We start from the raw sequence: 24,101 nt of genomic DNA, 5'->3' as shown, positions 1-24,101 counted from the left end.
TTCCTTCTCATTTTTTACCGGGGAGGGTTTACGGTCTGACGGTCAGTTTGTATGCCCATTGTTCGGCGGCTTCTTCCAGTTTCCGGTAAACCGTTTCAAAAAACTCCTCGGTCTGCATATAGGGGTCGGGTATGCTTTTTTGCGGCAGCCATTGGGCGAACAGCATGGTTTTGCTTCGGGCGGAAGGCAGTACGTCGGCAACCATGTCGATGTGCTGCGGTTCCATCACCAATATCAAATCGGCTTCCCCGCACATGGCGGGGGTAAGCTGGCGGGCGGTGTGTCCGGCGATGATGAGGCCGTGCCGCAGCGCCGTGCGTATGGCTTGCAGATCGGCATCTTTGCCTGCCAGAGCCTTCAAACCTGCGGAGGATATCTGCAGGTGGGGCATTTTTTTCTGCAACAGCCGCTCCGCCGTGGGCGAGCGGCAGATGTTGCCGATACAGACGATTAAAATCTTGTTAAACATCTCGCGTCGCTTCTGGGGCTTTGCGGCCGGCATCAGTTGAAGGAGCTGTTCAGGGAGGTAATGTTGGAAACGGAGTTGGTTACTTGGGAAACTACGCGGTTCCAACGCGATACCGGTGCGGCAGTTACATAAACAACGTCATCGGCACGCAGTTTGAAGCGGTTGGCCAATGCGTAGGCCGATGCGTCTTTCAGGTTGAGTTGGTAAACGTGTATCGGTTTGGCCCGGTCTTCGGGCACGTTGCGGATCACGAATACGCCGGATGCGTTGGCCGTTACTTGGTTGATGCCGCCCGCGTCGCCCAGTGCCTGCGTGAGGGTCAGGCCGTAGCTGCCCATACGCAGGGAGGTTTGTTTGCCGACTTCGCCCATCACATGCACTCTGCTGTTGTCGGTGGTGGGCACATACACGATGTCGCCGCCGCTTAACAGCAGGTTTTGCGACAAATCGCCGTGTTGGCGGATGTCTTGCAGCGAGATGGTGCGTTCTACGCCGTCTTTCGTCCATCTGATGTTGTTGGTATCGGCGTTTTCGGCCGCGCCGCCGGCTTGGTCGATTACGTCAAGCAGCGTCAGCGGTACGTTGGTAATCGGAAATTGGCCGGGTTTGCCGACTGCGCCGGATACGGAAACGCGCTGCGATCGGAATTCGGTTACGGTTAGGGATACCTGCGGGTTTTTGATGTAGCGTTTCAGACGGCCGGTAAGGATGTTTTGCAGTTCGGGCAGGGTTTTGCCGCGGGCGTAGATTCTGCCGGCCAGCGGGTAGGAAAGATAACCGGCTTCGTCAACCCATACGCCGTTGCTCACTTGTTTGCTTTCGGTTTGCGTGCCGGAAGGCGTGGGGGTGTTCAGGTCGGGGTGGTGCCAAACCATCACGTTCAGCACGTCGCCGCTGCCCACGCGGTAGCGGTAGCCGGATTTTTGGCGTTCGAGCGCGGGGTTGCTCAGTGCGCCGCGGCGGTGTTCCTGCATGCGGTCGATCAGACCCGGCGTAATCGGGTAAATATTGATGCGGCTGTCTAATACGGTATCTTGTTTGCTTTCGTTGTGGTCGTACACCACCGTTTTGTTGCGCGTGGGCAGGCCGGAGCCGGGTACGACGGTGCAGCCGGCGGTTAAGGCCAGCAGCGAGAAGCTGATTACAGTGAGTGTTGTCTTCACGGTTTGTCCTTTTCGGGTGTGGCGGAAGGCCGTCTGAACGGTATGGGGTTTTCAGACGGCCTGCCGGTTTTGCAGCCAAACCAAATCACAGATGTCGTCTTTGGGCGCAAAACCGGTTGGTGCTTCCAATAAGAGTTGTCTGAGGGCCATTTGGTTCATTTCGCGGCATGCCGTATCCATACGGGTGAGAATGTCGGACAGGGCATCCCACGGCAGCATGACTTCGTTGGCGGTCATGATGCGGGGGTGGCCGGTTTGTTGAACCTCTTCGCCGATTAACAGCTCTTCGTATAATTTTTCGCCCGGGCGCAGTCCGGTTACTTTGATTTCGATGTCGCCGTCGGGGTGGTTTTCGTCTTTCACTTCCAAGCCGCTCAGGCGGATCATCTGCTTGGCCAAATCGATAATCCGCACCGATTCGCCCATGTCGAGCACGAACACGTCGCCGCCTTTGCCCATTGCTCCGGCCTGAATCACCAGCTGGGCGGCTTCGGGAATGGTCATGAAGTAGCGGGTAATGTCTTGATGGGTGAGGGTAATCGGGCCGCCTGCGGCAATCTGTTTTTCAAAAACGGGCACTACCGAGCCGGACGAGCCGAGCACGTTGCCGAAGCGTACCATGCAGAAACGGGTTTGTTGGCCGGCTTCGGCAGCCAGAGCCTGAAGGCACAGTTCGGCCATGCGTTTGCTCGCTCCCATGGTGTTGGTGGGGCGCACGGCCTTATCGGTGGAAATCAATACAAACGTTTCTACGCCGGCATCTACGGCGGCTTGCGCGCAGAAAAGCGTGCCGTACACATTGTTGCGCACGCCTTCGATGGTGTTGAATTCCACCATCGGCACATGCTTGTAAGCGGCGGCGTGATACACGGTTTGCACGCCGTAGGCTTCCATGATGCTGAACAGGCGTTTGCGGTGCTGCACCGAACCCAAAAGCGGTACGACTTCGATATCCATGCCGGAGGCCGTCTGAAATTCGCGCAGCTCTTTATCGATGCTGTACAGCGAAAATTCCGACAGTTCAAACAAAAGCAGTTTGGCCGGACGGTAGCGGATAATCTGGCGGCACAGTTCGGAACCGATGGAGCCGCCCGCGCCGGTGACCAAAACGACTTTGCCGGAAATGTCCGCACTCATCAATTCGGGGCGGGGGGCAACGGGATCGCGGCCGAGCAGGTCGATAACGGATACTTTTTTCAGCGAGCTGACGCTGATTTTGCCGTCTACCAAGTCTTTCATGCCCGGAATCGACAACACTTCGCATTGCAGGCATTTGAGGCGTTCGATGATGAGCTTGCGTTGTTCTTGGGAAGCACTCGGTATCGCCAACAGGATTTTTTCGACGCCGTAGCGTTTGATGAGGTCTTCGAGTTCAGACGGCCTGTAAACGGGCAGGTCGTAAATGGTGGTGTGTTGGATGGCGGAATTGTCGTCAACAAAAGCCACGGCGTTGTATTCGTTAACCTGTTTGATGGCTTCGAGAAGCTGCCTGCCCGACTGGCCTGCGCCGTAGATAATCACCGGTGCCATCTGCTTGCGGTGGCGGCGGTCGGAAAGAATCGATTTTAAAATAATGCGCGAGCTGGTTACCAACACCACCAGCATCAAAAAATAAACCACCGGCAGCGCGAGCCGCAGACGTTGCTCGAAAATCAATACGCTGAATAGAAAAAACACCGCCGAGAGCATGCAGCCGAATACCGCCGTGCTGAGAATGCGGGTGCTCACATAACGCGTAACGGCGCGGTATAAACCCAGTTTGACGAACAATACGATGGTCAGCACCGCCGTGGCTGCAAACGCCAGCCAGTTGGCGGCATTTGCCCATTCGCCGTCGTAGCTCGCTTTCAGGCTTTGGGCAAACCAAAATGACACGAATATCACCAACATATCGTGAATGATGAAACAGGCTTTTTTAACGTTGCGGGGCAACGATAGTAAGGCTTCCAAATTCATATCTGTTTTCCGGTGTTGTTATTTATTGTTGTTGTGTGTTCGTGTGCGGCAGATTCAGACGGCCTCGGGCCGGGTAAACGGCCGTCTGAAAAAGTATTTATTTTTTGTTTTTCTTTGTTTGCTTTATCGTGTGCGCCATGCGCCGGCCGTATTGTTCAGGCCGTCTGAAAAGGCAGGCTTTACGCCGTGGCCGCTTTCAGCACTTCTTCGATATGGCGGCAGCAGAAATCCATTTCTTCCGGCGTGATGGTCGGATGCACCAAGAACATCAGGCTGGTGTCGCCCAATTCCACCGCGTTTTTCAAACGTTCTTTCGGCCGCCACGGCGTGTTGTCGAAGGCTTTTTCCAAATACACCTCCGAGCAGCTACCCTGGTAGCACGGCACTTTGCGCGCGCCCAATTCTTCGACGATGCGGTCGCGGCTCCAGCCTGCTTTGAGGTTTTCGGGTTTCACGAACGCATAGAATTTGTATTGCGCGTGTTCGATGTAGTCGGGAACGTCCACCAAACGGATGCTGCCGAAGTTTTTTAAGACGGCCTCCAGCTTGGCGGCGTTGGCTTGGCGTTTGGCTGTCCATTCCGGCATACGTTTGAGTTGGATGCGTCCGATAACGGCCTGCATTTCCATCATGCGCCAGTTGGTGCCGAAACTTTCGTGCAGCCACCGGAAGCCGGGCGGGTGTTGGCGGTTGTACACGGCATCGTAGCTTTTGCCGTGGTCTTTGTACGACCACATTTTCGACCACAGCTCTTTATCGTTGGTGGTTACCATGCCGCCTTCACCGCCGGTGGTCATGATTTTGTCTTGGCAGAACGACCACGCACCGATATGGCCGATGGAGCCGACCGGCTTGCCTTTGTATTTCGCACCGTGCGCTTGGGCGCAGTCTTCGATAACCCACAGATTGTGCTTGTCGGCCAAGTCCATAATCGCGTCCATTTCGGCGGGCATACCGGCCAAATGCACCACGATAACGGCTTTGGTGTTCGGAGTTAAGGCCGTCTGAATGGTTTCGGCGGAAATGTTTTGGCTGTTCAAATCCACATCGGCAAACACGGGGTTGGCACCGGCGGTTACGATGGAAGAAGCGGAAGCCAAAAACGTGCGCGAGGTAACGATCACATCGTCGCCCGCACCGATGCCCATGGCTTTCAAGGCAACGTCCAAAGCCAGCGTGCCGTTGCCGAGTGCCACGGCGTATTGCGTGCCGGCAAAGGCGGCAAATTCTTGTTCAAACTCGCGGCATTCCGTGCCCGTCCAATAATTGACTTTGTTGGAGAGCAATACGCGGGATACGGCATCGGCCTCTTCTTGGGTAAACGAAGGCCACGGGGCGATAGAAGTGTTAAGCATCGGCTTGTCCTGCAAAAAGGCTGGTGGAATCTTTAGGGGCAACGTCTTCTAAAATCCGGCGGTTGACCAGAGTGAATTTTTTGCCGTCGATTTCGATATACGCACCGTCGTAAGGCGGAAACCAAAACGCGCGTATTTTTCGGTCAACGTCGTCGCCGGGGCGGATTTCTTTCATGGCTTCCATCTCGGCACGGCTGGTGTATTCGCCGCCGATGTTGGGATAGGCTGGCAGTTTGGTTTCGCTGGTTGCGGCCTGCATGATCAGGCGTTGGGCAAAACCTTCCAGCACCTCCATCGAGCGGCGTTCGAGCGATTGGGCGGTTTCGGTGTCGGGATCCATCGGAAAGCGCACCACTTCGATCAAATCGCCGGTGTCGATGGAATCGTCGATATAGTGGGCGGAGATGCCCCATTCGGAAAGCTTGTCCATAATCGCCAGATTGTAGCCGCCGGTGCCTTTGTATTCGGGCAGCAGCGCGGGGTGGAAATTGATGGTGCCGCGAGAGGGCGTGCTGAGAAATTCGTCGCGCAGTTTGCGCCAGTAGAGCACCGAAATACCCAAATCGTAGTTCAAACGACCTTCTTTCATGGCTTGCAAGGCAGTATCGAAAGTGTATAGCGGCAGCCCCAAGCGTTTGGCGGCGGCCGTGGTGGGCGAACCTTGCAGATGGCTGTCGGTCAGCACGCCTACGATCTCGATGTTGTTTTGCGCGGATAGGAATTCCAATAATCCGGCCGATACTTTTTTCCGACCCATAAAGAGAATTTTGGTCATTTTTTATCCTTGATTTTAAATAAACGTGTGTCTGCGATCCCGCCTTGTTAAAGGCTTGTTATCGTGCGAACAGTGCGGGGAGTTCGTTTATCCCGGCCAACCATATGTGCGGTTGGTGGCTGTTGTCGAAACGGTTTGCCTGATGTTGGTGGATACTGTGTTTTTGGGGCAAGATACCGATCGTTTGCCAGCCCAAACGGTTGGGCGTGATGAAATCTTTGGCAATATTGTCTCCCACATAAATGTAGTGCCGGCCGGAATACTGTTGCTGCACATGTTTGAAACGTTTGTCGTCGGGCTTTTTCGAGTCGCAGGGTTCCGATATCAAAATTTCGTCGAAGCATTCCAACAGGCCGAGTGCATACAGCTTCAAACGCTGTGTCAGGCTGCGGCCGTCTGAAATCAATATGCAGGCGGCAAATGGTTTCAGCATATCTTTAAATTCTTCAGACGGCATAAATGCCGTTAAGTTCGGTGTGTGTGTCCGATACAGCCACAATAAAGATTGTTTTTCCGATTCGTTGAAACCGCACAGGCGGCACAGCTTGTCGAGCCAGTGGTTGCCGGATGTATCCAGCTGCGCCATCAGGTTGTCGGCGCGGTGCTCGGGGTAGAGCAGGGAAATGTGCTTGCACACGGTTCGGATGCCGGAAATTTTGTATTCGTATTCCGGATACAGCGTATCGTCTAAATCCAAGACCAAAATACTTTCCGATGGTCTGATGTTGTTCATTTACTTCATACTTTCTGATGATGTGTGTGTTACTCCGGCACCAATATTTTTGCGTCGTAGCGCAACATGATTAAATTGTTTTGCCATTGGTCGAAAAACGGAATGTTGCCGCCGTAAAGGTATTCGCCGATCAGCCAGCCGGGGTAGTTGCTGCCCGCCGCATAGGTGAGCGGGAAGCCGCCGCCGAAGCGCGGGTTGATTTCGATGCCGTAAACAGTGTTGTCTTTGCAGAAAAACTGGGCGGTAATGCAGCCGCGCGCGCCTTCCAATACCGGCATTTTTTCGGTCATGAGCGAATACAGGTGGTTGCGGCGGGTGGCGCCTTTGCTCACTTCGCCCGTGCGTACTTCCAAGCGTTCGCGCGGCACGGCGCATTTCAGACGGCCTGAACGGTCGTAATACAGATCAACGGTAAATTCGGTAAATTCGTTGGTAATGTCGATGTAGCGGCAGAAAATGATTTTGGGGTCGGTTAAGAGGTCGTAAGACAAATCTTCTGCCGAGTGGATGTATTTCGCGCCGATGCTGCGGCTGCCGTCGTAAGGTTTGGCAAAACAGGGAAAGGTCAGGTTTTCGCGGTCGTAAATTTCGGGGGTGTCGATGCCGTGGCGGTTAAAGAGGCCGGCGGTAAAGCGTTTGTCGCGGCAGATGGTGATCAGTTCGGGATCGGAAACGATGATATGGATACCGGCCGCTTCAAAGCGGTTGCGGGCATCGGCCAGTTTTTGCAGTTCGGTATCGATGGTGGGGATAATCAACCCCACGTTTTGGGCGCGGGCGATATCGAAAATGCTGTCGATGTAGCGTTCGTCCGAAATCGGCGGCACGCTGAACGTGCCGTCCGACACATGGCAGGCCGCCGACATGGCGGGGTTCAGATCGGTGGTCAGAACCTTGATGCCGTCTGAAAAGCGTGCTGCTTCGGTTTTGAAATCCTGCACCAGTTCGACGCGCCGCCCGGCCGATAAAATAAGAATGTTTTTATTGGTTTTCATGGTCTTGTTTCCCTGAGGGATGGTTTCCGGTAAAAGTCGGCATGGTAACATCATCACCGGCATTAATGCCTTCTCTCACAAATACTTTCTTTACGGTCAGCAGTAAAATTTTGATATCGAGCCAAAAGCTTTGGTTATCGACGTACCAAACATCATAAGCAAATTTTTCGTCCCAAGAAATCGCGTTGCGCCCGTTTACCTGCGCCCAGCCGGTAATGCCCGGTTTCATTTCGTGGCGGCGGTATTGGAAATCGTTGTACAGCGGCAGGTATTTCATCAACAGCGGACGGGGGCCGACCAAGCTCATGTCTCCTTTTAAGACATTCCAAAGCTCAGGTAATTCATCCAAACTGGTGGCGCGCAGTTTTTTGCCGAAAGGGGTAAGCCGTTCGCTGTCGGGCAAGGGGTTGCCGTCGGCATCGAAAGCGTCGCGCATGGAGCGGAATTTGATCATCTCGAAAGGTTTGCCGTCTTTGCCGGGGCGGGTTTGGATAAAAAAGACGGGAGAGCCGAGATTCTTGCGGATTAAATACGCAAGAATCAGCAGCACCGGCGATAATACCAACAGGCCGGCCGCCGAGGCAAAGATGTCAAACAGGCGTTTTATGACTTTATTCATGGCCGAAGCTCTCAATCAGGTTGACGATTTTACGGTAGGAGATATCGCGCTTGAAGCGACGCACGATTTCTTCGCTGTTCACCGGATCATCTTTGTGTGTGAGTATGTGGCGGGCGGCCGAAATAAAGCTGTTTACGTCGCCGGAGCGGTAGTTCGCATGGGGCAGCAAGGTTAAAATTTCATCGATTTCGCTGCTGACTTGGCTGTTGAGTATCGGTTTTTCCAAAGCCATATAGTCTGAGAGTTTGTTGGTTACTGACTGCATGGCGTAGGAATGAATCGGATTGATGGCGACATCGCAGCCCTTGGCCACCGACATCATCTCGGCATAGGGGATATAACCGTAAAACTTAATCGAATCGGATTCGTATTGTTTGAGTTTGTCTAAATCGGGGCCGCCGCCCATGATGTGCAGCTCAACCTGTTCGCCCGCTTCGGCCAGGCGCTGTATGCCTTTGCAGACGGTTTCCATGTCGTAGCTGTAACTGAGCGTGCCCAAATAGAAGAAACGGGTTTTGCCGCCCTCGAAATGTTTGGGCTGTGCACTGCCGAGCTTGTCGTAATCTGCGCCGATATATACCACTTCGCCCGGCACGTTGGGGTTGGCTTCTTTGGCGCGGTCGAGATAGCTTTGAGATACGGCCACCAAACCGTCGGCACACGCATAGGCGGCGTTGGCGCGTGAGGCAAAAGGCAGCAGGTTGTGCGGAATTTTTTTCAGCGTGGGAATAACGGCGGAGAAGGCTTCCGGCCAAACGTCCTGCACGTCGATAATCAGTTTGTAGCCCAAGCGCGCTTTGTGTTTGCCCAGCAGAATGTTGGTGGCAATCAGCGGATAGGCGGAATACACCACGTCCCGGCAGTGTTCCAGCCATTGCTCGAAATCTTTAACCAAAACGTGATGGCTTTGCACGCGCGCAATGGAAACGTTTTTGGTGTAGCCGCTCTCTTTGAGCAGTTTGACTTTCAGACGGCCTTGAGACGCTTCTTCAGCCATTTCAGGCCGTCTGAAAGATTTGTTCATGTGTTTGAAGTTACTGGTCAGTAGCAAAACATCGTGTGATTGCGACAGCAATACGGCCAAATACCAGAAGCGGTTGAAGTTAGGCTCCCCGGGCAGCGAACAGTAAGGTGCGACAATGGCGATTTTCATGACGGTTTCCTGTGTTTACAGATGGTAGGCGGCAACGGTGGTACGGTAGATTTCTTCGTCTGAGCACAGCGTGGTCACTCTGTCGTGAAGAGCTTTGCCCATGGTTTTGCGTAAGGCGGCGTCGTTGACCAGCGTTTCAACGGCGGCAATAAAGCGGGCTTGGTCTTCCAGCGGAACGCAGTAGCCGGTTTCGCCGTCCACCACCATTTCCGAAATGCCCGCCCCGTCGTAGGTAACGACCGGTGTTTCGTATAAGCCCGCTTCCAAAATGTTGTTGCCCACACCTGCGCCGTGGTCGCCGATCAGCACGGGCGTGTTGAGCAGGATGTCCACTTCTTGAAAATAGGCCGGTAAATCGCGCACGCCGCCGAGAAAATCCACTTTGTCGGCAATACCCAATGCCTGAGCCTGTGCTTTGAGGTTGTCGGTTTCTTCGCCGATGCCCGCAACCGACAGGCGCACCGGCAGGCTGCGGTCGAGCAGGGCTTTGGTGATGTCGAGCACCAAATGCACGGCCCGCGTTTTGCTCAGGCGCGATAAGGTGCCGAGCACCACTTCGTCTTTCGGGGTTTTTTCAAACCGGCCGCTGCGGGCGGGCAGGGCGTTGTAGGTGTAGGCAATGCGTTGTGGCGGAAAGCCGTGTCGGATCAGTTTGTCGCGTTCGTGTCGGCAGTTGCCGATGATGTACACGCCGAGTTTGTCGAACAATTTGGCGATTTTGGGATAAGTTTCGGGCTCCAGCCCCCGTGCGTGATAAAAAACTTTGGTTTTCGGCGAAGCGATTTTGGCGGCTATGGCGCAGGCGGGAACAATACGCGCCATTTGGCAATGCACGATGTCGGGCTGCTCTTTCTTCAACATAGACACATAAGCCGCCATGCCTTTCAAGTAGCCGGTTTTGCCGCTGTAAAAATCAATGTCGTACCATTTCATGCCCGCAGCTTCGGCATCCTTTACCAGCGGGCCGTCTGAAGAGGCCAGAACAACGGTGTGGCCGTGATCCAGCAGCAGTTTGCCCAAACGGTAAGCGGCATGTTCCGTGCCGCCCAGCCCGCTCATTGAGGTAGTAATAATAATCTTCATGGTAACGATGGTATGGTAATAGTCCCTTAATTCAGGGTTTGACTGTTACGGCGGTGTTAAAAATGCAGCGTGCAATGCAAATAAAATTAAAAACCGCCGGCGGTGCGCTTATGCCGGAGTTTGCCGTGAGCCGGTCGGTTTCACATCGCATAGGCCGCCATGGTGGTGCGGTATATTTCGTCGTCGGAGCACAAGCTGTTCACATGCTCGTTCAAAGCACGGCCGATTTGAACCCGCAGTTCTTTGTTTGAAACCAGTTTTTCTACCGAGTCGGCAAAACTTTCTTTATCGTCTAAAGGAATGCAGTAGCCGGTTTTGCCGTGAACGACCATTTCGGAAATCCCGCCCATGTCGTAAGTGATAACCGGCGTGTGGTACAGCCCGGCTTCCAATACGTTGTTGCCTACGCCCGCGCAGCTGTCGCCGGGGCAATAGGGCGTGTTCACGAGAATATCCACTTCTTTGAAATATTCGGTCAGATTGCGCACGCCGCCGAGAAAGGCCACTTTGTCGGCAATGCCCAGCTGTTGCGCTTGGGCTTTGAGTTTTTCCATGTTTTCGCCGATACCGGCAATATTCAGGCGCACGGGCAGGTTGCGGTCGGTAAGCATTTTGAAGATGTCGAGCATGCGGTCGACGGAGCGTACATCGTCCAGCCGCGACAGCGTGCCGAGCATCACATAATCTTTAGCCGTTTTTTCGGGCACTCCGTCAACTTTATGCAGGGCGTTGTAGGTATAGGTGATGCGGTGTTCGGGAAAGCCGTGGCGGATGAGTTTGCCGCGTTCCTGCTTGCAGTTGGCAATGATATACACACCCAGTTTTTTGAAAATTTTGGCCACTTTGGGGTAGGTTTCGCCGGCCAGACCGCGGGCATGCCAAAACACTTTGGTGCGGGGCGATACCAGCTTGGCGGCCATGGCGCAGGCAGGCACGATGCGCGCCATCTGGCAATGCACGATGTCGGGTTTTTCCTGCTTCAGCAAGCGCATAAAGGCCGCCATGCCCGACAAATATCCTTTCAAGCCTTGTTTGTAGAAATCAATATCGTGCCACTGCATGCCGGCTTGGCGGCAGTCTTCGACCAAAGGGCCGTCTGAAGAAGCCAAGATCACTTGGTTGTTTCGTTCGCACAGCAGCCTGCCCAAACGGTAGGTGGCGTTTTCGGTGCCGCCCAAGCCGCTCATAGATGTTGCCAGAATGATTTTCATGTTGCCCGCCTTTGATTTGGTTTTATGGTTGGTATGGATTTGCTTTTAGGGTAAGGGTTCAGACGTGAGGCCGTCTGAAAAATGTGTAACGGTTTGGCGCACACCGTATATATCGCAATCAGAAAACAGGGCAGCCAAACGAAAGGAAGCCGCAAAATCGATGAAGGGATAAAGCCGCCGATCAAAAATATCGCCATCGCCGTCAACGCAAAAACGCGCAGCCGGGTAGGGATGCCTTTGGTAAACGCGAACACGGCGGTATAACCTGCCACATAACCGAGAAACCCCAGCAGAGACACGATACCGAAGCCGAGATAAAGCTCGATGATAAAACTGTGCGGGTTTTCAAAGCCCAAGCTGGTGCTGATGTGGCCGCCGAAAAATTCGGCAAAGTTTTTCGGGCCGTAGCCGGTAAAGAGCAGGGGTGTGTGGTTCCAGAAATGGTTGTAGATTTCCTGACGTGACGACACCGAGTTGTCGCTGCCGAAATCGTATAAAAACAGATAAATCCGGCTGGAAAAACGCTCCAAAAATTCGTTGCTGTTCAACGAAAGCAGAAAATCCTGTATCGCATAAGGCGGAATCATGGCAAAGGCCAAATAAACCACCGCAACCGACAGCAGCGTTGCCAAGCCGTTTTTACGGTACATCAAAACCAGCAGCGTCAGCAGCACATAACAGGCGATGGCCGTTCGCGATACGCTGGCGAACACAATCACGCCCAGCAGCAGGTAAAGCGCCCAACCCGTTAACACCTGTTTGCGGTTTTGTGCCTCGAAATTGAAAAACACCAAAACTGCCGGAGCCAGACACACAGCGGTGGTGGCCAAGTTGTTGGGGTTGAAAAACAGCCCTTTAACCGCGCCGGCTTCAATAGCCAGCTCTTCCGCCGCCGTAACAAACTGAATGCCCGCGCCGATTTCGATGAAGGGCGGAATGCAGATAAAGGCCGCAAAAAACAGAATCAAACGCCGCACAAACCGCAAAGGCTGCTCCGAGCGCGAAATAATCAGATAAAGCAGATAAAAAAAGCAGGGAATCGAAATAAAAAACATCAAATCGATAAATTGCGAGCCGCTGATGGAAGAAATGCCCAAGTGCAGCGCGCTCCAAGCCGTCATCACGGTTAAGCAGAGCAGCAGCAGGGCAACGGGGGGCGGAAAGCGTTTGCTCTCGAGCGCACCGATCATCAGCGTGGCGGCGATAAACAGAATGGTCAGAAAGTTGTCGATACGCTGTATGCCGAATTTATAAGATAAGGAAGGGCCGACCATATAAGCCCCCAACATGCCGAAAACCAGCAGGATATACAGGTTGATATTTTTGATTTTCATGCCTGCTCCCCGTTTGCGTGCGCGTGGAGAACGCGGCGGTATTGTTCGGTTATCTGTCCGATGACGCTGTGTTCGCCGAATTCTTCCAAGCAGTTGCGGCGCAGTGCGGCGGCATCGTAGCGGTGGCGGTTTTCATAAAGCGAAATCAAGGCTTCGGTTAGGGCTTGCCGGTTTTCGGTCGGCACCAGCAGGCCGTTTTCGGGCGTGATAATCGAGTTGGGGCCGCCGCAGCGGGTGGCTACCACCGGCAGACCTTGCGAAAGCGCTTCGATAAAGACGATGCCGAAGGTTTCGTGGCGGCTGGCCAGCACAAAAGCATCGCTGCTGCGCATCAGTTCGAGCACGGCTTCGTTTTGCAGCCTGCCCAAAAACGTAACGGCGTGGCCTATGCCCAAGTCTTCGGTGAGTTTGTGCAGTTGTGCGTCGGCCAAACCGCTGCCGCCGATTTTCAGTTTGAGACGGGGGTGTTTCTTCAATGCTTCGGCAAATGCGGGCAGCAGGATGTCGTAGCCTTTGTTGTAGTTCAGGTGGGCGACCGAGCAGAAAGTGAAGTCGGGATTTTCGGGTTTGTCGGCCGGATGGAAAGATTCGAAAAACTTGGCAGGCAGGATATTGGGAATGTATTGCCAATCCAAGCCGTGATATTCGTTTTCGAGCAGACGGCAGAAATCGCGGCTGACGGCAATGCGCGAGGCACAGTGCTGCGCCGCCTGCTGCATCGCGCTGCGTTGCCACGGGCGCACGAGTTTGCGGGCATAGGTGGAGCTGTGTTCGGTAATCACATAAGGAATCCCCGTGGCCGTCTGAATCTGACGGGCGAGAATGCCGCCGTAGTTCATGCTGTGGGCGTGCAGGATGTCGGGCAGGCCGTGTTCGCGCACATACCGGCGGAACAAACCCATGCCGGCCTTGAGCCAGCGGTGGCGGTCGATGGGCGTGCGCGGAAAGAAATACATGCTTTCATGCAGGTAGGTGGGAATCCCCCCGTCGAGATGGTAGCGTGGCCCGTAGCCGCCGGTAAAAATGGTTTTGGGTTCGCCGCGCATCGAACGGAACACGGGGGCAATAACGCCCACCTGCACGCCGGCCCGGTGCAAAGCCTGAGCCTGCTGGCGGAAAAAAATGCCGTTGATGTCGTCGGGCGAAGACGGATACCAAGATGGAATAATCAAAACATGCATACTGCGTTGCCTTATTATTTGAAACCTGTGCCGAGCGGCGGGTGTTGCAAGGTTTCTATTTATCTTATTTGACCGTAAGTAAGCGTGGCGGCCGGCAAAACGGTTCGGCTTAAGCGGCAGAGCGTTTCAGACGGCCTTTTATCTGCGCGGCGGCCTGATGCAGGGCGGTGCGGTGTTTGAAATAAAGAAGCACCAATACCGCCAGCCACAGCAGGGCGAAAAAGTAGTAGTTGCGGCTGTTGCCCAAGTAGGTGTAGGCCAAGCATACGGCGAGGCACAGTGCCGTGCCGCCGTAAATTTTGGCGCGCGGCAGCGGCAGCCACAGGCGTATCGACGCTTCCGACTTCAACACCGAAAACACCCAAAACGATACGGCGGTCGCCATTGCCGCACCCCGCGCACCGAGCAGGGGAACGAGCCAGTAGAGTAGGCTCAGGTTGCACAGCAGGGCAACGAGCGAAAACACGGTAATCAGCCACGTTTTCTTGCTCACGTTGATGCCGATGCCGGTTACTTCGGTAAGCGTGTAGAGCAGCGGAAACAGCATGCTCGACAGCAGGATAAACTGCACCGGTGCGTATTTTTCCGGCAGTATCCAAGTGACCATCGGCGAGCAGATGCCTACGATGCAGATCAAAGCGGCAATCAGATCGGTCATGGATTCGGTAATGCCGCCGATTTTATCCAAATGGATATTTTCTTTGACCCATTTAAATACCATCGGTGCCCAAATAACCGAAAAAATATTCTGAAAGATTAAAGCAATTGCTCCAAAACTGACGGCCATCGAGTAAACGCCCAGTTCCGACAAGCCGCCTAACGACTTGAGCAGAAAGCGGTCTATCGAAGTAAAACCCCAATACGCCAACCCGCCCAAAGCCAGCGGTACGCCGTAATGCAGGCTTTCTTTCAGCAGCGGTGCGGAAAACGGCGCACGGGCGGCAGCGGCCAATTCGCCGCGTGTTTGGGCGGCCAGCACGCCTACGGTAAGCACTTGCGCCGCCACATAAGCCGCCACCAGCGTGAAAGTGTCTTTAGGCAAGCCTGCCGCCACATATACCAATACCAACAGCAAAATCAGCACTTTGGGTGTGAGCTGGCTGAACGAAAAGGCAAACGAGCGTTCTTTCATCCGCAAAATCAACGCGAAATAGCGCGACAGCAACGATGCGCCGAAAAAAAGCAGGCACAACAGCCCCAAGGTGCTGCTGTTGATGTCGAACACTTTTTCAGACGGCCACGATAACCGCCACAAGCCGATGGCGGCGGCAAACAATGCGGTGAGTGCAACCGGCAGCGCAATCACGGCTTTAAACAACGCCGCTTTGTTTTCGGCCGCATGGTATTCGCGGATATAAGATTGATCCAAGCCCAAGCCCATCAGCGTGAGCGTGAGTGCCGACACGGTTTGCAGCAGCACGATGCGGCCGATGTCTTCGGCGGGGAAATACCATGAAATCAGCGGCAGCGAAATGATGCCGATGGCGGCACTGCCCAGCGGGCCGAGTGCGTAACCTAAAAGTTTTTTTATGTTCATACGAATATGTTTTCAGACGGCCTCCCACACAGCGGAGAGGCCGTCTGAAAAGAAAAACAGTCAAAGGGTGGCTTTGAGTGCGTCTGCCACCTGCCGCACTTGCTTGTGCGTCATATACGGGTGCATCGGCAGGCTCATCACTTCCTGCGCCACCAAGTCGCCCACCGGCAGCACGGCATCGCTGGCGACGGCTGGCTGTTTGTTCAGCGGAATCGGGTAATGCACGGCGGTGGGAATGCCCGCTTCTTTCAAGGCCGTCTGAACGGCATCGCGGTTTTTCACGCGGATGGTGTATTGGGCATACGCGCTGCGGTTGTGCGCTTCGATAAACGGCACGGCAATGCCCGTATCTTGCAGGGCTTCGGCATACATGGCGGCAACTTGCTGGCGCAACTGCATTTCTTCTTCAAAAATCGCCAGCTTGGGCAGCAGGATGGCGGCTTGCAGCGTGTCCAAACGGCTGTTTACGCCCACGCGGATATGATGATAGCGGCGGTCTTGGCCGTGGCGGGCAATCTGGCGGATAACGGTGGCCAGCGTTTCGTCGTTGGTGAAAACCGCGCCGCCGTCGCCGTAGCAGCCCAGAGGTTTGCTGGGGAAAAAGCTGGTGCAGGCGATGGTGGTTAAGTTGCCCGATTTTCTGCCTTTGTAGGTGGCACCGAAACTTTGGGCGGCATCTTCGATCACCGGCAGCTTGTGTTTGGCGGCGACGGCGTTAATGGCGTCGTAGTCGGCGCATTGGCCGTAGAGCGATACGGGAATGACGGCTTTGGTTTTGGCGGTGATGGCCGCTTCGATTTGGGCGGGATCGATATTGTAGGTTTTCTCGTCGATATCGACATACACGGGTTTGGCACCGAGCAGGGCCACGGTTTCGGCGGTGGCGATGTAGGTAAAGCCGGGGGTAATCACTTCGTCGCCTGCGCCTACGCCCAAGGCCATCAGCGCAATTTGCAGCGCGTCGGTGCCGTTGGCAACGCTGATGCAGTATTGTGCACCGCAATAGGCTTTGAGCTGTTCTTCCAATTCGGCGACTTCGGGGCCGAGGATATAGCCGCCGTGTGCCAGCACTTTTTGGATGTTGGCGTCGATTTGGTCTTTGATACGGGCTTGTTGGGCGGCGAGGTCGATAAATTGCATGATGGTTTCCTTAAGATTATTCTGATTTGCTTAAGAGGCCGTCTGAAAGCGTGTACACCGCTCCGGTGTGCGAACAAACGGCGCGGCCGTTGCCTTGCAGCGGCAGGTTAAGCTGTTCGCCGTATTCGCTCATCCAACCGATTTGGCGGGCAGGCACGCCGACCATCAGGGCGTAGTCGGGCACGTCTTTGTTCACCACCGCACCCGCGCCGATAAAGGCGAAACGGCCGATGGTGATGCCGCACACGATGGTGCAGTTTGCGCCCAAAGTCGCGCCTTTTTTAACCAGCGTGTCGCGGTATTCGCTTTTGCGCTCGATCAGCGAGCGCGGGTTGTACACATTGGTAAACACCATGCTGGGGCCGCAGAATACGCCTTCTTCGAGATGCACGTTGTCGTACACGGATACGTTGTTTTGGATTTTACAGTTGTCGCCGATGGTTACGCGGTTGCCCACAAAAACATTTTGCCCGAACGAGCAGTTTTTGCCGATAACGGCTCCGCCGCAGATATGCACGAAATGCCAGATGCGGCTGCCCGCGCCGATTTTCGCGCCGTCGTCAACGATGGCGGAAGGGTGTACGGTGTAGTCGGTCATTTCAATAATTCCTCCAAAGCGGCTTCGCCCTGTATTTGTGCGGTCGTCCATTTGCCGCCGTAGATGTGCAGCACATTGCCCACGCGCTCGAACGCCCATTCGCGGGTAGCATCGCTGGGGTTGGCGGCACTTTTCAACAAAGGGCGCACGCCGGAAAAGCTGCCGCTGATGTCTTCTGCCGTGAGCTTTTCGCTGTGATAGGCATTGTAGGCGGCCAGCAGATAGTCGGTTTCTTCTTCAGACGGCCTCTCCGCTTCGGGGTGGTGTTGGCGGACTTCGGTGGTGCCAATTAAGGTTTTGCCCTGATAAGGCAGCACGAAGAAAATCCGTTTTTCCTGCGGAATCGGCAGCATCAAAGCCTGCGTGCATTCGCGGTCGGTAAAGATATGGCTGCCGCGCACCCAATCAATGGTATAGGCCGGAGAGCCGCCTTGTTGTGCGCGCAGTTCCATCGCCCACGGGCCGGTGGCATTGACGATGCGGTCGAAACCGGCGAGGCTGTCGAAAGTTTCGATTTTGCAGTGTTCGACCACTTCCACGCCCAAATCACGGCATTGGCCGACCACCCATTGCCCCAGTTCGAAATCGTCCATTTGGGCATCGTAAAAGGAAAACGCACCCTTGAGGCCGTCTGAAAGCAGGGCGGGGCAGCGGTTCAGCACTTCCGTTTTATTCAGCCACGAACTGCGGGGAAAGCCGCTGCCAGCAGCAAGAAAATCGTAGAGTTTGGTGCCGATGCCGATTTGCCATTTGGGGCGGAGCGTGCCTGCGTAAATCGGGAACAGCAGCTCCAACGGCCTGCACAGGTGCGGAGCCTGTTCCAGCCAAAAGCGGCGGGCGTGCAGGGCTTTTTTAACCAGCGCAAACTGGCCGGTTTCGAGATAGCGCAACCCGCCGTGCAGCAGCTTGGAAGACGATCGGCTGGTGTGTGCCATGGCGGTATGCTGTTCGAACAGTACCACGCTGTGTCCGCGCCGTGCCGCAGCCCAAGCGGTACACGCTCCGACTATGCCTGCACCTGCTACTGCAATCTTCATTTCAGACGGCCTTTATCAGTAAACCAAAGGCAGCGATACGGTTTTGTTGTCGCGGGCGGAGAGATAGGCGGCAATCAGCAGCTCCAGCGATTTCAATCCTTCGCGGCCGTCGGTAATCGGTTCGGCTTCGCCGCGCATCACGTCGATCACATTGCGGTAATAGAGCGGATGGCCGAAACCGTAAACCGAGGTGGTTTCGTAGTTGGCGGTTTTCACTTGCTGGTCGTAATCGCGCGAATCGGCAAAGTTCCATTCCTGAATTTCGTTCACCGCCATGCCGCCGATGCGCACCGTGCCGGTTTCGCCCAAAATGGTAATCGAGCCTTCGAGGTTTTTCGGGTAAGTGCACATGGTTACGGCCATCGAGCCGAGTGCGCCGTTGCGCCAGCGGATGTTCATCACGCCGGTGTCTTCGGCTTCGATGTCGCGGTGGGTGGAAATCATCGCCTGCACGTCTTGCACCGGGCCGATGAGCCATTCCATCAAATCGACATAATGGCTGGCCTGATTCATAAACGCGCCGCCGTCCAGCTCCCAAGTGCCGCGCCAACCGCCGCCTTGGTCGTAATAAGACTGCGGGCGCGTCCAAAATACATTCAAATGCACCATGCAGATTTTGCCGAAGCGTTTTTCGGTTACGGCGCGTTTGAGCATCTGCAAAGTGGCGTTCAAGCGGTTTTGTTTCACTACAAACAGGCGTTTGCCGGCTTTGTCGGCCGCCTTGACCATGCGCTCGCCGTCGTGCAGACGGGTGGCCATCGGTTTTTCGGTAATCACATGAAAACCCGCTTCAAAAGCCTGCACGGTTTGGTCGGGGTGTAGGCCGGAGGGCGTGGTGAGCACGATAATGTCGGCATCGGTGCCGGCAAGCATTTCGGTATAGGAAGCATAGCCTTGCGCGCCGGTGCGTTTTACCGCCGCTTCCAGTGCCGCCGGGTCGCTGTCGCACACCGCCACCACTTCGCAATCGTTGCTTAACGCTTCAAAAGAACCGAAGTGGTTGTTGGAAATACGGCCGCAACCTACTAACGCAAATTTGATTTTGCGCCCTTTGATGGTTTCAAACATTTTCAGACGGCCCCGCTTATGCTTTAACGATGTTGCTGAATTTGCCTTGGAATTTTCCGCGGGTGTCGATAATCAGCTTGGCGTGCTGCTTGAGCAGGTCGTAATCGAATTTATCGTGGTCGGTGGTCAGCACCACGCAGTCGAAACGGGCGATGTTTTCGGCGGTAAACGGTTCGCTCTTCAAATCGAATTTATGTTCGCGCATTTTCGGGAATACCGGCACATGCGGGTCGGTGTAGGCCACTTCCGCGCCCAAGTCGCGCAGCAGTTCCATCACTTCCACCGAGGGGCTTTCGCGCATGTCATCCACGTTTTTCTTGTAAGCGATGCCCAAAACCAGCACCTTGCTGCCTTTGATGGAGCGGTTGTGGTCGTTTAAGGCCAGCATGGTTTTGTTAACCACATATTCGGGCATAGAAGAATTGACTTCGCCGGCCAGTTCGATAAAGCGGGTGTTCACGCCGTATTCGCGGGCTTTCCAAGTGAGATAGAACGGATCGATGGGAATGCAGTGGCCGCCCAAGCCCGGGCCGGGGTAATAGGCAACGAAGCCGAACGGTTTGGTGGCGGCGGCATCAATCACTTCGTGGATGTCGATGTCCATTTTGTCCGCTACGATTTTCATTTCGTTAACCAAACCGATGTTCACGGCGCGGTGGATGTTTTCCAGCAGTTTCGTTAATTCGGCCGCTTTGGTGGAGCTGACCGGCACCACTTTGTCGATGGCGGGTTGGTAAAGTGCAATACCCACTTCCAAACAGGCGGGCGTGTGGCCGCCGATCACTTTCGGAATGGTGCGGGTTTCAAAATCGGGGTTGCCCGGGTCTTCGCGTTCCGGAGAATACACCAAGAATACGTTTTCGCCCACTTTCAGGCCGCCTTCTTCCATGCGCGGCAGCAGTTCTTCTTCGGTGGTGCCGGGATAAGTGGTCGATTCCAAAGACAATACCTGACCGGCACGCAAATAGGGTTTCACCGCATCGGTGGTATCGATAACAAAGCTCATGTCCGGTTCGCGGTATTTGTTGAGCGGGGTCGGCACGCACAAAATCACGGCATCGGCCTCTCCGATACGCGAAAAATCAGTGGTAGCCTCAAACAGATTTTGGCTTGCCGCCGCAATTTTATCGGAGGGAATATGCTCGATATAGCTTTGCCCTTTATTGAGTTTTTCTACTTTTTCGGCATCAATATCGAAGCCCAGCACATGAAAGCCGATGTCGACATAACGCAACATCAGCGGCAGGCCGACATAGCCTAAACCCACGATACCGATTTTGGCAGTTTTATCGGCGAATTTCTGAATGGCGGTATTTTTCATGGAATATTCTCTGTTTAGTATAGATAGCAATGACAATTATGATTGATGTATAGCCCGTCAACCTAAGTTGTGCGGCAAGCTCCGCTCTACCGCAGCGTCAACAGAATCAGTTCTGTATAGGCTCCGGTGTTTGCCGGTATGCGTTGCCGGACGGTAAAGCCTGTTTTTGCATGTCAGGCGGAAAAATATTTAAAGCCATAAATATTGTTTATTGAGACTAAATTAAATTTAATCGGTTTCACGCCGCGTTTTAACGGTATCCCAAGTTTACATAACACCAACAAACGCAAATACGCCGATTGGCAACAATTAAAAAGCAGATAAAAATAATCTCCCGCCTATATAAAGTCGGGCGGGAGAATAATGAAGAAATAAATACTTGAATAAAATAGTGATAAATATGCTTAAAAACGGGCAGCAATCAATATGCGCCTGTCTTTTTATCGTTTGGGATAATCGGCCGAAAAAACACGAACGCATATTCGGTTTACAAAAATTTTCATGCAGATGGTAAGCTTGTGCCGTATGAATTTATATTTTAAATTATTTACAATAATATAGGTTACTTTTTCAAAGTAATTTTTATATCTCTGCCGATATTTTCGGTTTGAATGATTTTCCACGCGCTTTCTTCATTGAGCACTCGGGCATGCTCTTTCAATTCAAACAGGCCGCGTGCCGCATTGCCTAATATCTTAGGCGCTTGATACAGCACGATTTCATCTGCCAAATCTGCTTCTAAAAAAGCACCGGCCAGCGTTGCGCCTGCTTCCACCATCACCTCGCCGTAGCCTTGCTGCGCCAATAATGTCAATAGATGATTCAGGTCGATGCGGCCGTTTTTTTCAGACGGCCTCACTATTTGCACATGTGGGTAGTTTGTGTATTTTTGTAATAAAGTTTCATCTTTGGATAAGGTAGCAATCAGAGTGGGGCTGCCGGCATCTTGTATCACTCGGCTGTCGAGAGGTGTTTGCAGGCGGCTGTCGAGTATGACGCGGGCAGGTTGGCGCAAAGTGGGAAAGTTACGCACATTGAGCAATGGGTTGTCGGCCAATATCGTGCCGATGCCGCTCATCACCGCACAGCTTTCGGCACGCAATATCTGCACGTCGGCACGGGCTTCTTTACCGGTAATCCATTGGCTGCGGCCGTCTGAAAGCGCCGTTTTGCCGTCTAAGCTGGCGGCGCACTTCAAGCGTACAAACGGGTGGCCGCGTTCGATACGCGAAAGAAAGCCTCGGTTCAATTCGCGGGCTTCGTGTTCAAGCAGACCGCTTTGGGTGCGGATGCCTGCCGCTTCCAGCATCGCCAAGCCTTTGCCCGCCACCAGAGGGTTGGGATCGGTCATGGCAGCCACCACGCGCGATACGCCCGATTCGATCAATGCTTTGGCACAAGGCGGCGTGCGCCCGTAATGGCTGCACGGCTCCAGCGTAACATAAGCCGTTGCCCCTTGTGCCATGACTCCGGCTTGCCTTAAGGCATGTACTTCGGCATGAGGTTCTCCGGCACGGACGTGAAAACCCTGCCCGACAATTTGGCTGCCGCGGGCAATGACACAGCCTACGCGGGGATTGGGCGATGTTGAAAAACGCCCTTGCCGTGCGAGGGCGAGGGCGTTTTGCATCATGTGTATATCGTTTGCGTCAAACATTTTCAGACGGCCTTAAGCGTGAATATCCACAAAATCTTTTATTTAACCAGGTTCACTTCTTTCAGCACCGCGGCCAACGCTTCGGCAGAAGCGGTGGGGCTGCTGGCGCAAACATTGTAGAGATTGTTTTCGTAAATAGAAATGCAGCTTTCACGCAGCAGATTGCCTTGGTTGTCGTTTTGGGCAAAACGGTAGTTCATGCGTGTGTCGGTGGCGGCACCGGCCTGAACTTCGGTTAAACCTTGTGTGGATTCCAAAGCCGTTTTCAAGTTGGCAAAATAGGTTTTGGCATCGGTTTTGGGTGCGCCCAAATTAACCACATATAAAGTAATGTCGCTGTTGCTGTCGCGCTGGAGCAGCGTCAGTTCTTCTGCGGTAATGCCTTCGGGTAAGGCGTTTTTGTCTTGTAAAACATTCTCAAAGCTGCTGCCCTGAATCACGATGCTCACTTTGCCGTCTGTGCCGGTCAGTGTTTGGATTTGTTTTTCTGCGGAAGTGGCGGAAGCAGCGGTTGAAGAGGCAGGAACCGAAGTTTCAACTTGTTGGCTGCATGCGGCCAAGCCGATGGAAGCCATGACAGCCAAAGTAAAAACAGATAGTTTCATTGATCAAATTCCGTATGTGTTAGCAAAAAAATGGCATTAAGTATATCAAATTTAAGCGGTTTGAGGGTAATCCGCACAGGTTGGTATCGAAAAATAAGCCCGACCGTCGAAATGGTGCCGGAGTATTCACAACAACTTATAGCAAATAAACTTATTTTTGATATAAGGCAGCAAGCCGCAGACGTTATGGGTAATGCGAAACCGGTTCTGTTGCCGCTTTAGCGGCTTACACAATCGTTCTTTTTAAGCTAAGGCGCAGTAATGCCGGAGCAGAAATAAAGTTTATTTGCTGTAAACGATTGGTTATGCACCTTCTTTGGGCAGCGTGGCAATGGCTTGGGTAAATTCCGATACATCATTAAAACTTTTATATACCGAAGCGAAACGCACATAAGCCACTTGGTCGATTTTGGCCAGCTCTTCCATCGCCATTTCTCCGACCAGTTGGGAAGACACTTCTTTGTGTCCGAGGCTGTACAAACGCTGTTCTATCAAAGCCACGGTATCGTCGATGGTTTCGGGATCGATCGGACGTTTGTGCAAAGCCCGTTCCAAGCTGGTACGCAGTTTGTGCGGGTTAAACGGCACGCGTGCGCCCGTGCTTTTGATAATCTGCGGCATCCGCATTTCTACGGTTTCAAATGTACCGAAACGCTGACCGCAAGAAAGGCAGCGTCGGCGTCGGCGGATACTGTTGGTTTCCTCCAAAAGCCGAGAGTCGGTCACTTGGGTGTTGGGATGATGGCAGAAAGGGCATTTCATCTAGGCTAAAGGCATATTGTTTTTGGTGTAGGACGGTTCATTGTAACGTAAATAAAGGAATGCCGTATATAGACAAGTAAATTTGATGAAGCCGCGCTTTGCTTTGAAATCGGCGGGATTTCGGTATCACGAGATAAAATAAAACCCGTGTATGATTCATACACGGGTTTATGTGTTTGGGGTGGCTGATGGGGCTCGAACCCACGACAACCGGAATCACAATCCGGGGCTCTACCAACTGAGCTACAGCCACCGCAATGAAAAACTTTTGGCACGCCCGACAGGAATCGAACCTGTAACCGCCCGCTTAGAAGGCGGGTGCTCTATCCGGTTGAGCTACGGGCGCGTT

At 53.7% G+C, this 24,101-nt stretch carries 22 protein-coding genes and 2 tRNA genes; all 24 read right to left on the bottom strand.

Annotation, left to right across the window (positions count from 1 at the left end):
• Window positions 1-28 precede the first annotated feature (28 nt).
• Window positions 29-469 carry an arsenate reductase/protein-tyrosine-phosphatase family protein gene (locus tag LVJ88_RS11290; protein ID WP_085417908.1) on the bottom strand — a complete coding sequence of 147 codons (441 nt, stop codon included), beginning with the start codon at window positions 467-469 and terminating at the stop codon, window positions 29-31.
• 32 nt (window positions 470-501) lie between these two features.
• Window positions 502-1,632 (bottom strand): polysaccharide export protein, encoded by a 1,131-nt coding sequence (locus LVJ88_RS11285; RefSeq protein WP_085417856.1) that lies wholly within the window; start codon window positions 1,630-1,632, stop codon window positions 502-504.
• Window positions 1,633-1,683: 51 nt separating this feature from the next.
• Complete coding sequence (locus LVJ88_RS11280) at window positions 1,684-3,588, bottom strand: polysaccharide biosynthesis protein (protein WP_085357780.1); 1,905 nt, start codon at window positions 3,586-3,588, stop codon at window positions 1,684-1,686.
• Window positions 3,589-3,767: 179 nt separating this feature from the next.
• Window positions 3,768-4,943, bottom strand: coding sequence for a DegT/DnrJ/EryC1/StrS family aminotransferase (locus LVJ88_RS11275; protein ID WP_085417857.1), 1,176 nt, complete (start codon window positions 4,941-4,943; stop codon window positions 3,768-3,770).
• The gene (locus tag LVJ88_RS11270; RefSeq protein ID WP_085417858.1) at window positions 4,936-5,718 is read right to left on the bottom strand and encodes a formyltransferase family protein; all 783 of its coding nucleotides are present in this window, start codon (window positions 5,716-5,718) and stop codon (window positions 4,936-4,938) included. Before LVJ88_RS11270 ends, LVJ88_RS11275 begins: the two co-directional genes overlap by 8 nt.
• Window positions 5,719-5,776: 58 nt before the next feature.
• Complete coding sequence (locus LVJ88_RS11265) at window positions 5,777-6,451, bottom strand: HAD family hydrolase (RefSeq protein ID WP_085357776.1); 675 nt, start codon at window positions 6,449-6,451, stop codon at window positions 5,777-5,779.
• Window positions 6,452-6,480: 29 nt separating this feature from the next.
• The gene (locus LVJ88_RS11260) at window positions 6,481-7,446 is read right to left on the bottom strand and encodes an ATP-grasp domain-containing protein (protein ID WP_085417859.1); all 966 of its coding nucleotides are present in this window, start codon (window positions 7,444-7,446) and stop codon (window positions 6,481-6,483) included.
• Entirely contained in the window at window positions 7,433-8,065 is a 633-nt protein-coding gene (locus LVJ88_RS11255; protein WP_085417860.1) for a sugar transferase, read from the bottom strand. The genes LVJ88_RS11260 and LVJ88_RS11255 overlap by 14 nt, the downstream gene beginning before the upstream one ends.
• Window positions 8,058-9,218 (bottom strand): glycosyltransferase, encoded by a 1,161-nt coding sequence (locus LVJ88_RS11250; RefSeq protein WP_085417861.1) that lies wholly within the window; start codon window positions 9,216-9,218, stop codon window positions 8,058-8,060. The genes LVJ88_RS11255 and LVJ88_RS11250 overlap by 8 nt, the downstream gene beginning before the upstream one ends.
• A 15-nt stretch (window positions 9,219-9,233) precedes the next feature.
• A complete protein-coding gene (locus tag LVJ88_RS11245) occupies window positions 9,234-10,301 on the bottom strand; it encodes a glycosyltransferase family 4 protein (protein WP_085417862.1) in 1,068 nt (355 codons plus the stop codon).
• A gap of 140 nt (window positions 10,302-10,441) precedes the next feature.
• Window positions 10,442-11,512, bottom strand: coding sequence for a glycosyltransferase family 4 protein (locus LVJ88_RS11240; protein WP_085357772.1), 1,071 nt, complete (start codon window positions 11,510-11,512; stop codon window positions 10,442-10,444).
• Complete coding sequence (locus LVJ88_RS11235; RefSeq protein WP_085417863.1) at window positions 11,509-12,846, bottom strand: O-antigen ligase family protein; 1,338 nt, start codon at window positions 12,844-12,846, stop codon at window positions 11,509-11,511. The genes LVJ88_RS11240 and LVJ88_RS11235 overlap by 4 nt, the downstream gene beginning before the upstream one ends.
• Complete coding sequence (locus tag LVJ88_RS11230) at window positions 12,843-14,027, bottom strand: glycosyltransferase (RefSeq protein WP_085417864.1); 1,185 nt, start codon at window positions 14,025-14,027, stop codon at window positions 12,843-12,845. Before LVJ88_RS11230 ends, LVJ88_RS11235 begins: the two co-directional genes overlap by 4 nt.
• Before the next feature lie 109 nt (window positions 14,028-14,136).
• A complete protein-coding gene (locus LVJ88_RS11225) occupies window positions 14,137-15,564 on the bottom strand; it encodes a lipopolysaccharide biosynthesis protein (RefSeq protein WP_054599123.1) in 1,428 nt (475 codons plus the stop codon).
• Between the two features lie 60 nt (window positions 15,565-15,624).
• Window positions 15,625-16,704, bottom strand: a complete 1,080-nt coding sequence (locus LVJ88_RS11220) for a DegT/DnrJ/EryC1/StrS family aminotransferase (protein WP_085417865.1) — start codon at window positions 16,702-16,704, stop codon at window positions 15,625-15,627.
• 16 nt (window positions 16,705-16,720) lie between these two features.
• The gene (locus LVJ88_RS11215) at window positions 16,721-17,302 is read right to left on the bottom strand and encodes an acyltransferase (RefSeq protein WP_085417866.1); all 582 of its coding nucleotides are present in this window, start codon (window positions 17,300-17,302) and stop codon (window positions 16,721-16,723) included.
• Complete coding sequence (locus LVJ88_RS11210) at window positions 17,299-18,339, bottom strand: glycerol-3-phosphate dehydrogenase/oxidase (RefSeq protein WP_085417867.1); 1,041 nt, start codon at window positions 18,337-18,339, stop codon at window positions 17,299-17,301. The genes LVJ88_RS11215 and LVJ88_RS11210 overlap by 4 nt, the downstream gene beginning before the upstream one ends.
• Before the next feature lie 15 nt (window positions 18,340-18,354).
• A complete protein-coding gene (locus LVJ88_RS11205; RefSeq protein ID WP_085417868.1) occupies window positions 18,355-19,407 on the bottom strand; it encodes a Gfo/Idh/MocA family protein in 1,053 nt (350 codons plus the stop codon).
• Between the two features lie 16 nt (window positions 19,408-19,423).
• On the bottom strand, window positions 19,424-20,728 hold the full coding sequence (locus LVJ88_RS11200) for a nucleotide sugar dehydrogenase (RefSeq protein ID WP_054599128.1): 1,305 nt from the start codon (window positions 20,726-20,728) through the stop codon (window positions 19,424-19,426).
• 562 nt (window positions 20,729-21,290) lie between these two features.
• Complete coding sequence (gene ribD / locus LVJ88_RS11195) at window positions 21,291-22,385, bottom strand: bifunctional diaminohydroxyphosphoribosylaminopyrimidine deaminase/5-amino-6-(5-phosphoribosylamino)uracil reductase RibD (RefSeq protein ID WP_085417869.1); 1,095 nt, start codon at window positions 22,383-22,385, stop codon at window positions 21,291-21,293.
• A gap of 38 nt (window positions 22,386-22,423) precedes the next feature.
• Window positions 22,424-22,990 (bottom strand): hypothetical protein, encoded by a 567-nt coding sequence (locus LVJ88_RS11190; protein ID WP_054599130.1) that lies wholly within the window; start codon window positions 22,988-22,990, stop codon window positions 22,424-22,426.
• Window positions 22,991-23,293: 303 nt separating this feature from the next.
• Window positions 23,294-23,752, bottom strand: a complete 459-nt coding sequence (gene nrdR / locus LVJ88_RS11185) for a transcriptional regulator NrdR (protein WP_085355668.1) — start codon at window positions 23,750-23,752, stop codon at window positions 23,294-23,296.
• Between the two features lie 177 nt (window positions 23,753-23,929).
• Window positions 23,930-24,005 (bottom strand) — tRNA-His (locus LVJ88_RS11180).
• A 16-nt stretch (window positions 24,006-24,021) separates the two neighbouring features.
• A tRNA-Arg gene (locus tag LVJ88_RS11175) sits at window positions 24,022-24,098 on the bottom strand.
• Between the last annotated feature and the right edge of the window lie 3 nt (window positions 24,099-24,101).

Origin of the sequence: Neisseria dumasiana (assembly GCF_022870885.1) — a bacterium.
In the GTDB taxonomy this organism is placed as follows: domain Bacteria; phylum Pseudomonadota; class Gammaproteobacteria; order Burkholderiales; family Neisseriaceae; genus Neisseria; species Neisseria dumasiana.
Note: the sequence above shows the minus strand (reverse complement) of the source record. Positions and strands in the feature narration are given on the sequence as shown.

Coding starts and splice junctions, on each gene's coding strand:
- ribD (WP_085417869.1), bottom strand. CDS start 22,385: ATGTTTGACGCAAACGATATACACATGATGCAAAACGCCCTCGCCCTC.
- LVJ88_RS11200 (WP_054599128.1), bottom strand. CDS start 20,728: ATGAAAAATACCGCCATTCAGAAATTCGCCGATAAAACTGCCAAAATC.
- LVJ88_RS11240 (WP_085357772.1), bottom strand. CDS start 11,512: ATGAAAATCATTCTGGCAACATCTATGAGCGGCTTGGGCGGCACCGAA.
- LVJ88_RS11270 (WP_085417858.1), bottom strand. CDS start 5,718: ATGACCAAAATTCTCTTTATGGGTCGGAAAAAAGTATCGGCCGGATTA.
- LVJ88_RS11235 (WP_085417863.1), bottom strand. CDS start 12,846: ATGAAAATCAAAAATATCAACCTGTATATCCTGCTGGTTTTCGGCATG.
- LVJ88_RS11275 (WP_085417857.1), bottom strand. CDS start 4,943: ATGCTTAACACTTCTATCGCCCCGTGGCCTTCGTTTACCCAAGAAGAG.
- LVJ88_RS11225 (WP_054599123.1), bottom strand. CDS start 15,564: ATGAACATAAAAAAACTTTTAGGTTACGCACTCGGCCCGCTGGGCAGT.
- LVJ88_RS11220 (WP_085417865.1), bottom strand. CDS start 16,704: ATGCAATTTATCGACCTCGCCGCCCAACAAGCCCGTATCAAAGACCAA.
- LVJ88_RS11265 (WP_085357776.1), bottom strand. CDS start 6,451: ATGAACAACATCAGACCATCGGAAAGTATTTTGGTCTTGGATTTAGAC.
- LVJ88_RS11280 (WP_085357780.1), bottom strand. CDS start 3,588: ATGAATTTGGAAGCCTTACTATCGTTGCCCCGCAACGTTAAAAAAGCC.
- LVJ88_RS11290 (WP_085417908.1), bottom strand. CDS start 469: ATGTTTAACAAGATTTTAATCGTCTGTATCGGCAACATCTGCCGCTCG.
- LVJ88_RS11210 (WP_085417867.1), bottom strand. CDS start 18,339: ATGAAGATTGCAGTAGCAGGTGCAGGCATAGTCGGAGCGTGTACCGCT.
- LVJ88_RS11190 (WP_054599130.1), bottom strand. CDS start 22,990: ATGAAACTATCTGTTTTTACTTTGGCTGTCATGGCTTCCATCGGCTTG.
- LVJ88_RS11255 (WP_085417860.1), bottom strand. CDS start 8,065: ATGAATAAAGTCATAAAACGCCTGTTTGACATCTTTGCCTCGGCGGCC.
- nrdR (WP_085355668.1), bottom strand. CDS start 23,752: ATGAAATGCCCTTTCTGCCATCATCCCAACACCCAAGTGACCGACTCT.
- LVJ88_RS11230 (WP_085417864.1), bottom strand. CDS start 14,027: ATGCATGTTTTGATTATTCCATCTTGGTATCCGTCTTCGCCCGACGAC.
- LVJ88_RS11245 (WP_085417862.1), bottom strand. CDS start 10,301: ATGAAGATTATTATTACTACCTCAATGAGCGGGCTGGGCGGCACGGAA.
- LVJ88_RS11215 (WP_085417866.1), bottom strand. CDS start 17,302: ATGACCGACTACACCGTACACCCTTCCGCCATCGTTGACGACGGCGCG.
- LVJ88_RS11260 (WP_085417859.1), bottom strand. CDS start 7,446: ATGAAAACCAATAAAAACATTCTTATTTTATCGGCCGGGCGGCGCGTC.
- LVJ88_RS11205 (WP_085417868.1), bottom strand. CDS start 19,407: ATGTTTGAAACCATCAAAGGGCGCAAAATCAAATTTGCGTTAGTAGGT.
- LVJ88_RS11250 (WP_085417861.1), bottom strand. CDS start 9,218: ATGAAAATCGCCATTGTCGCACCTTACTGTTCGCTGCCCGGGGAGCCT.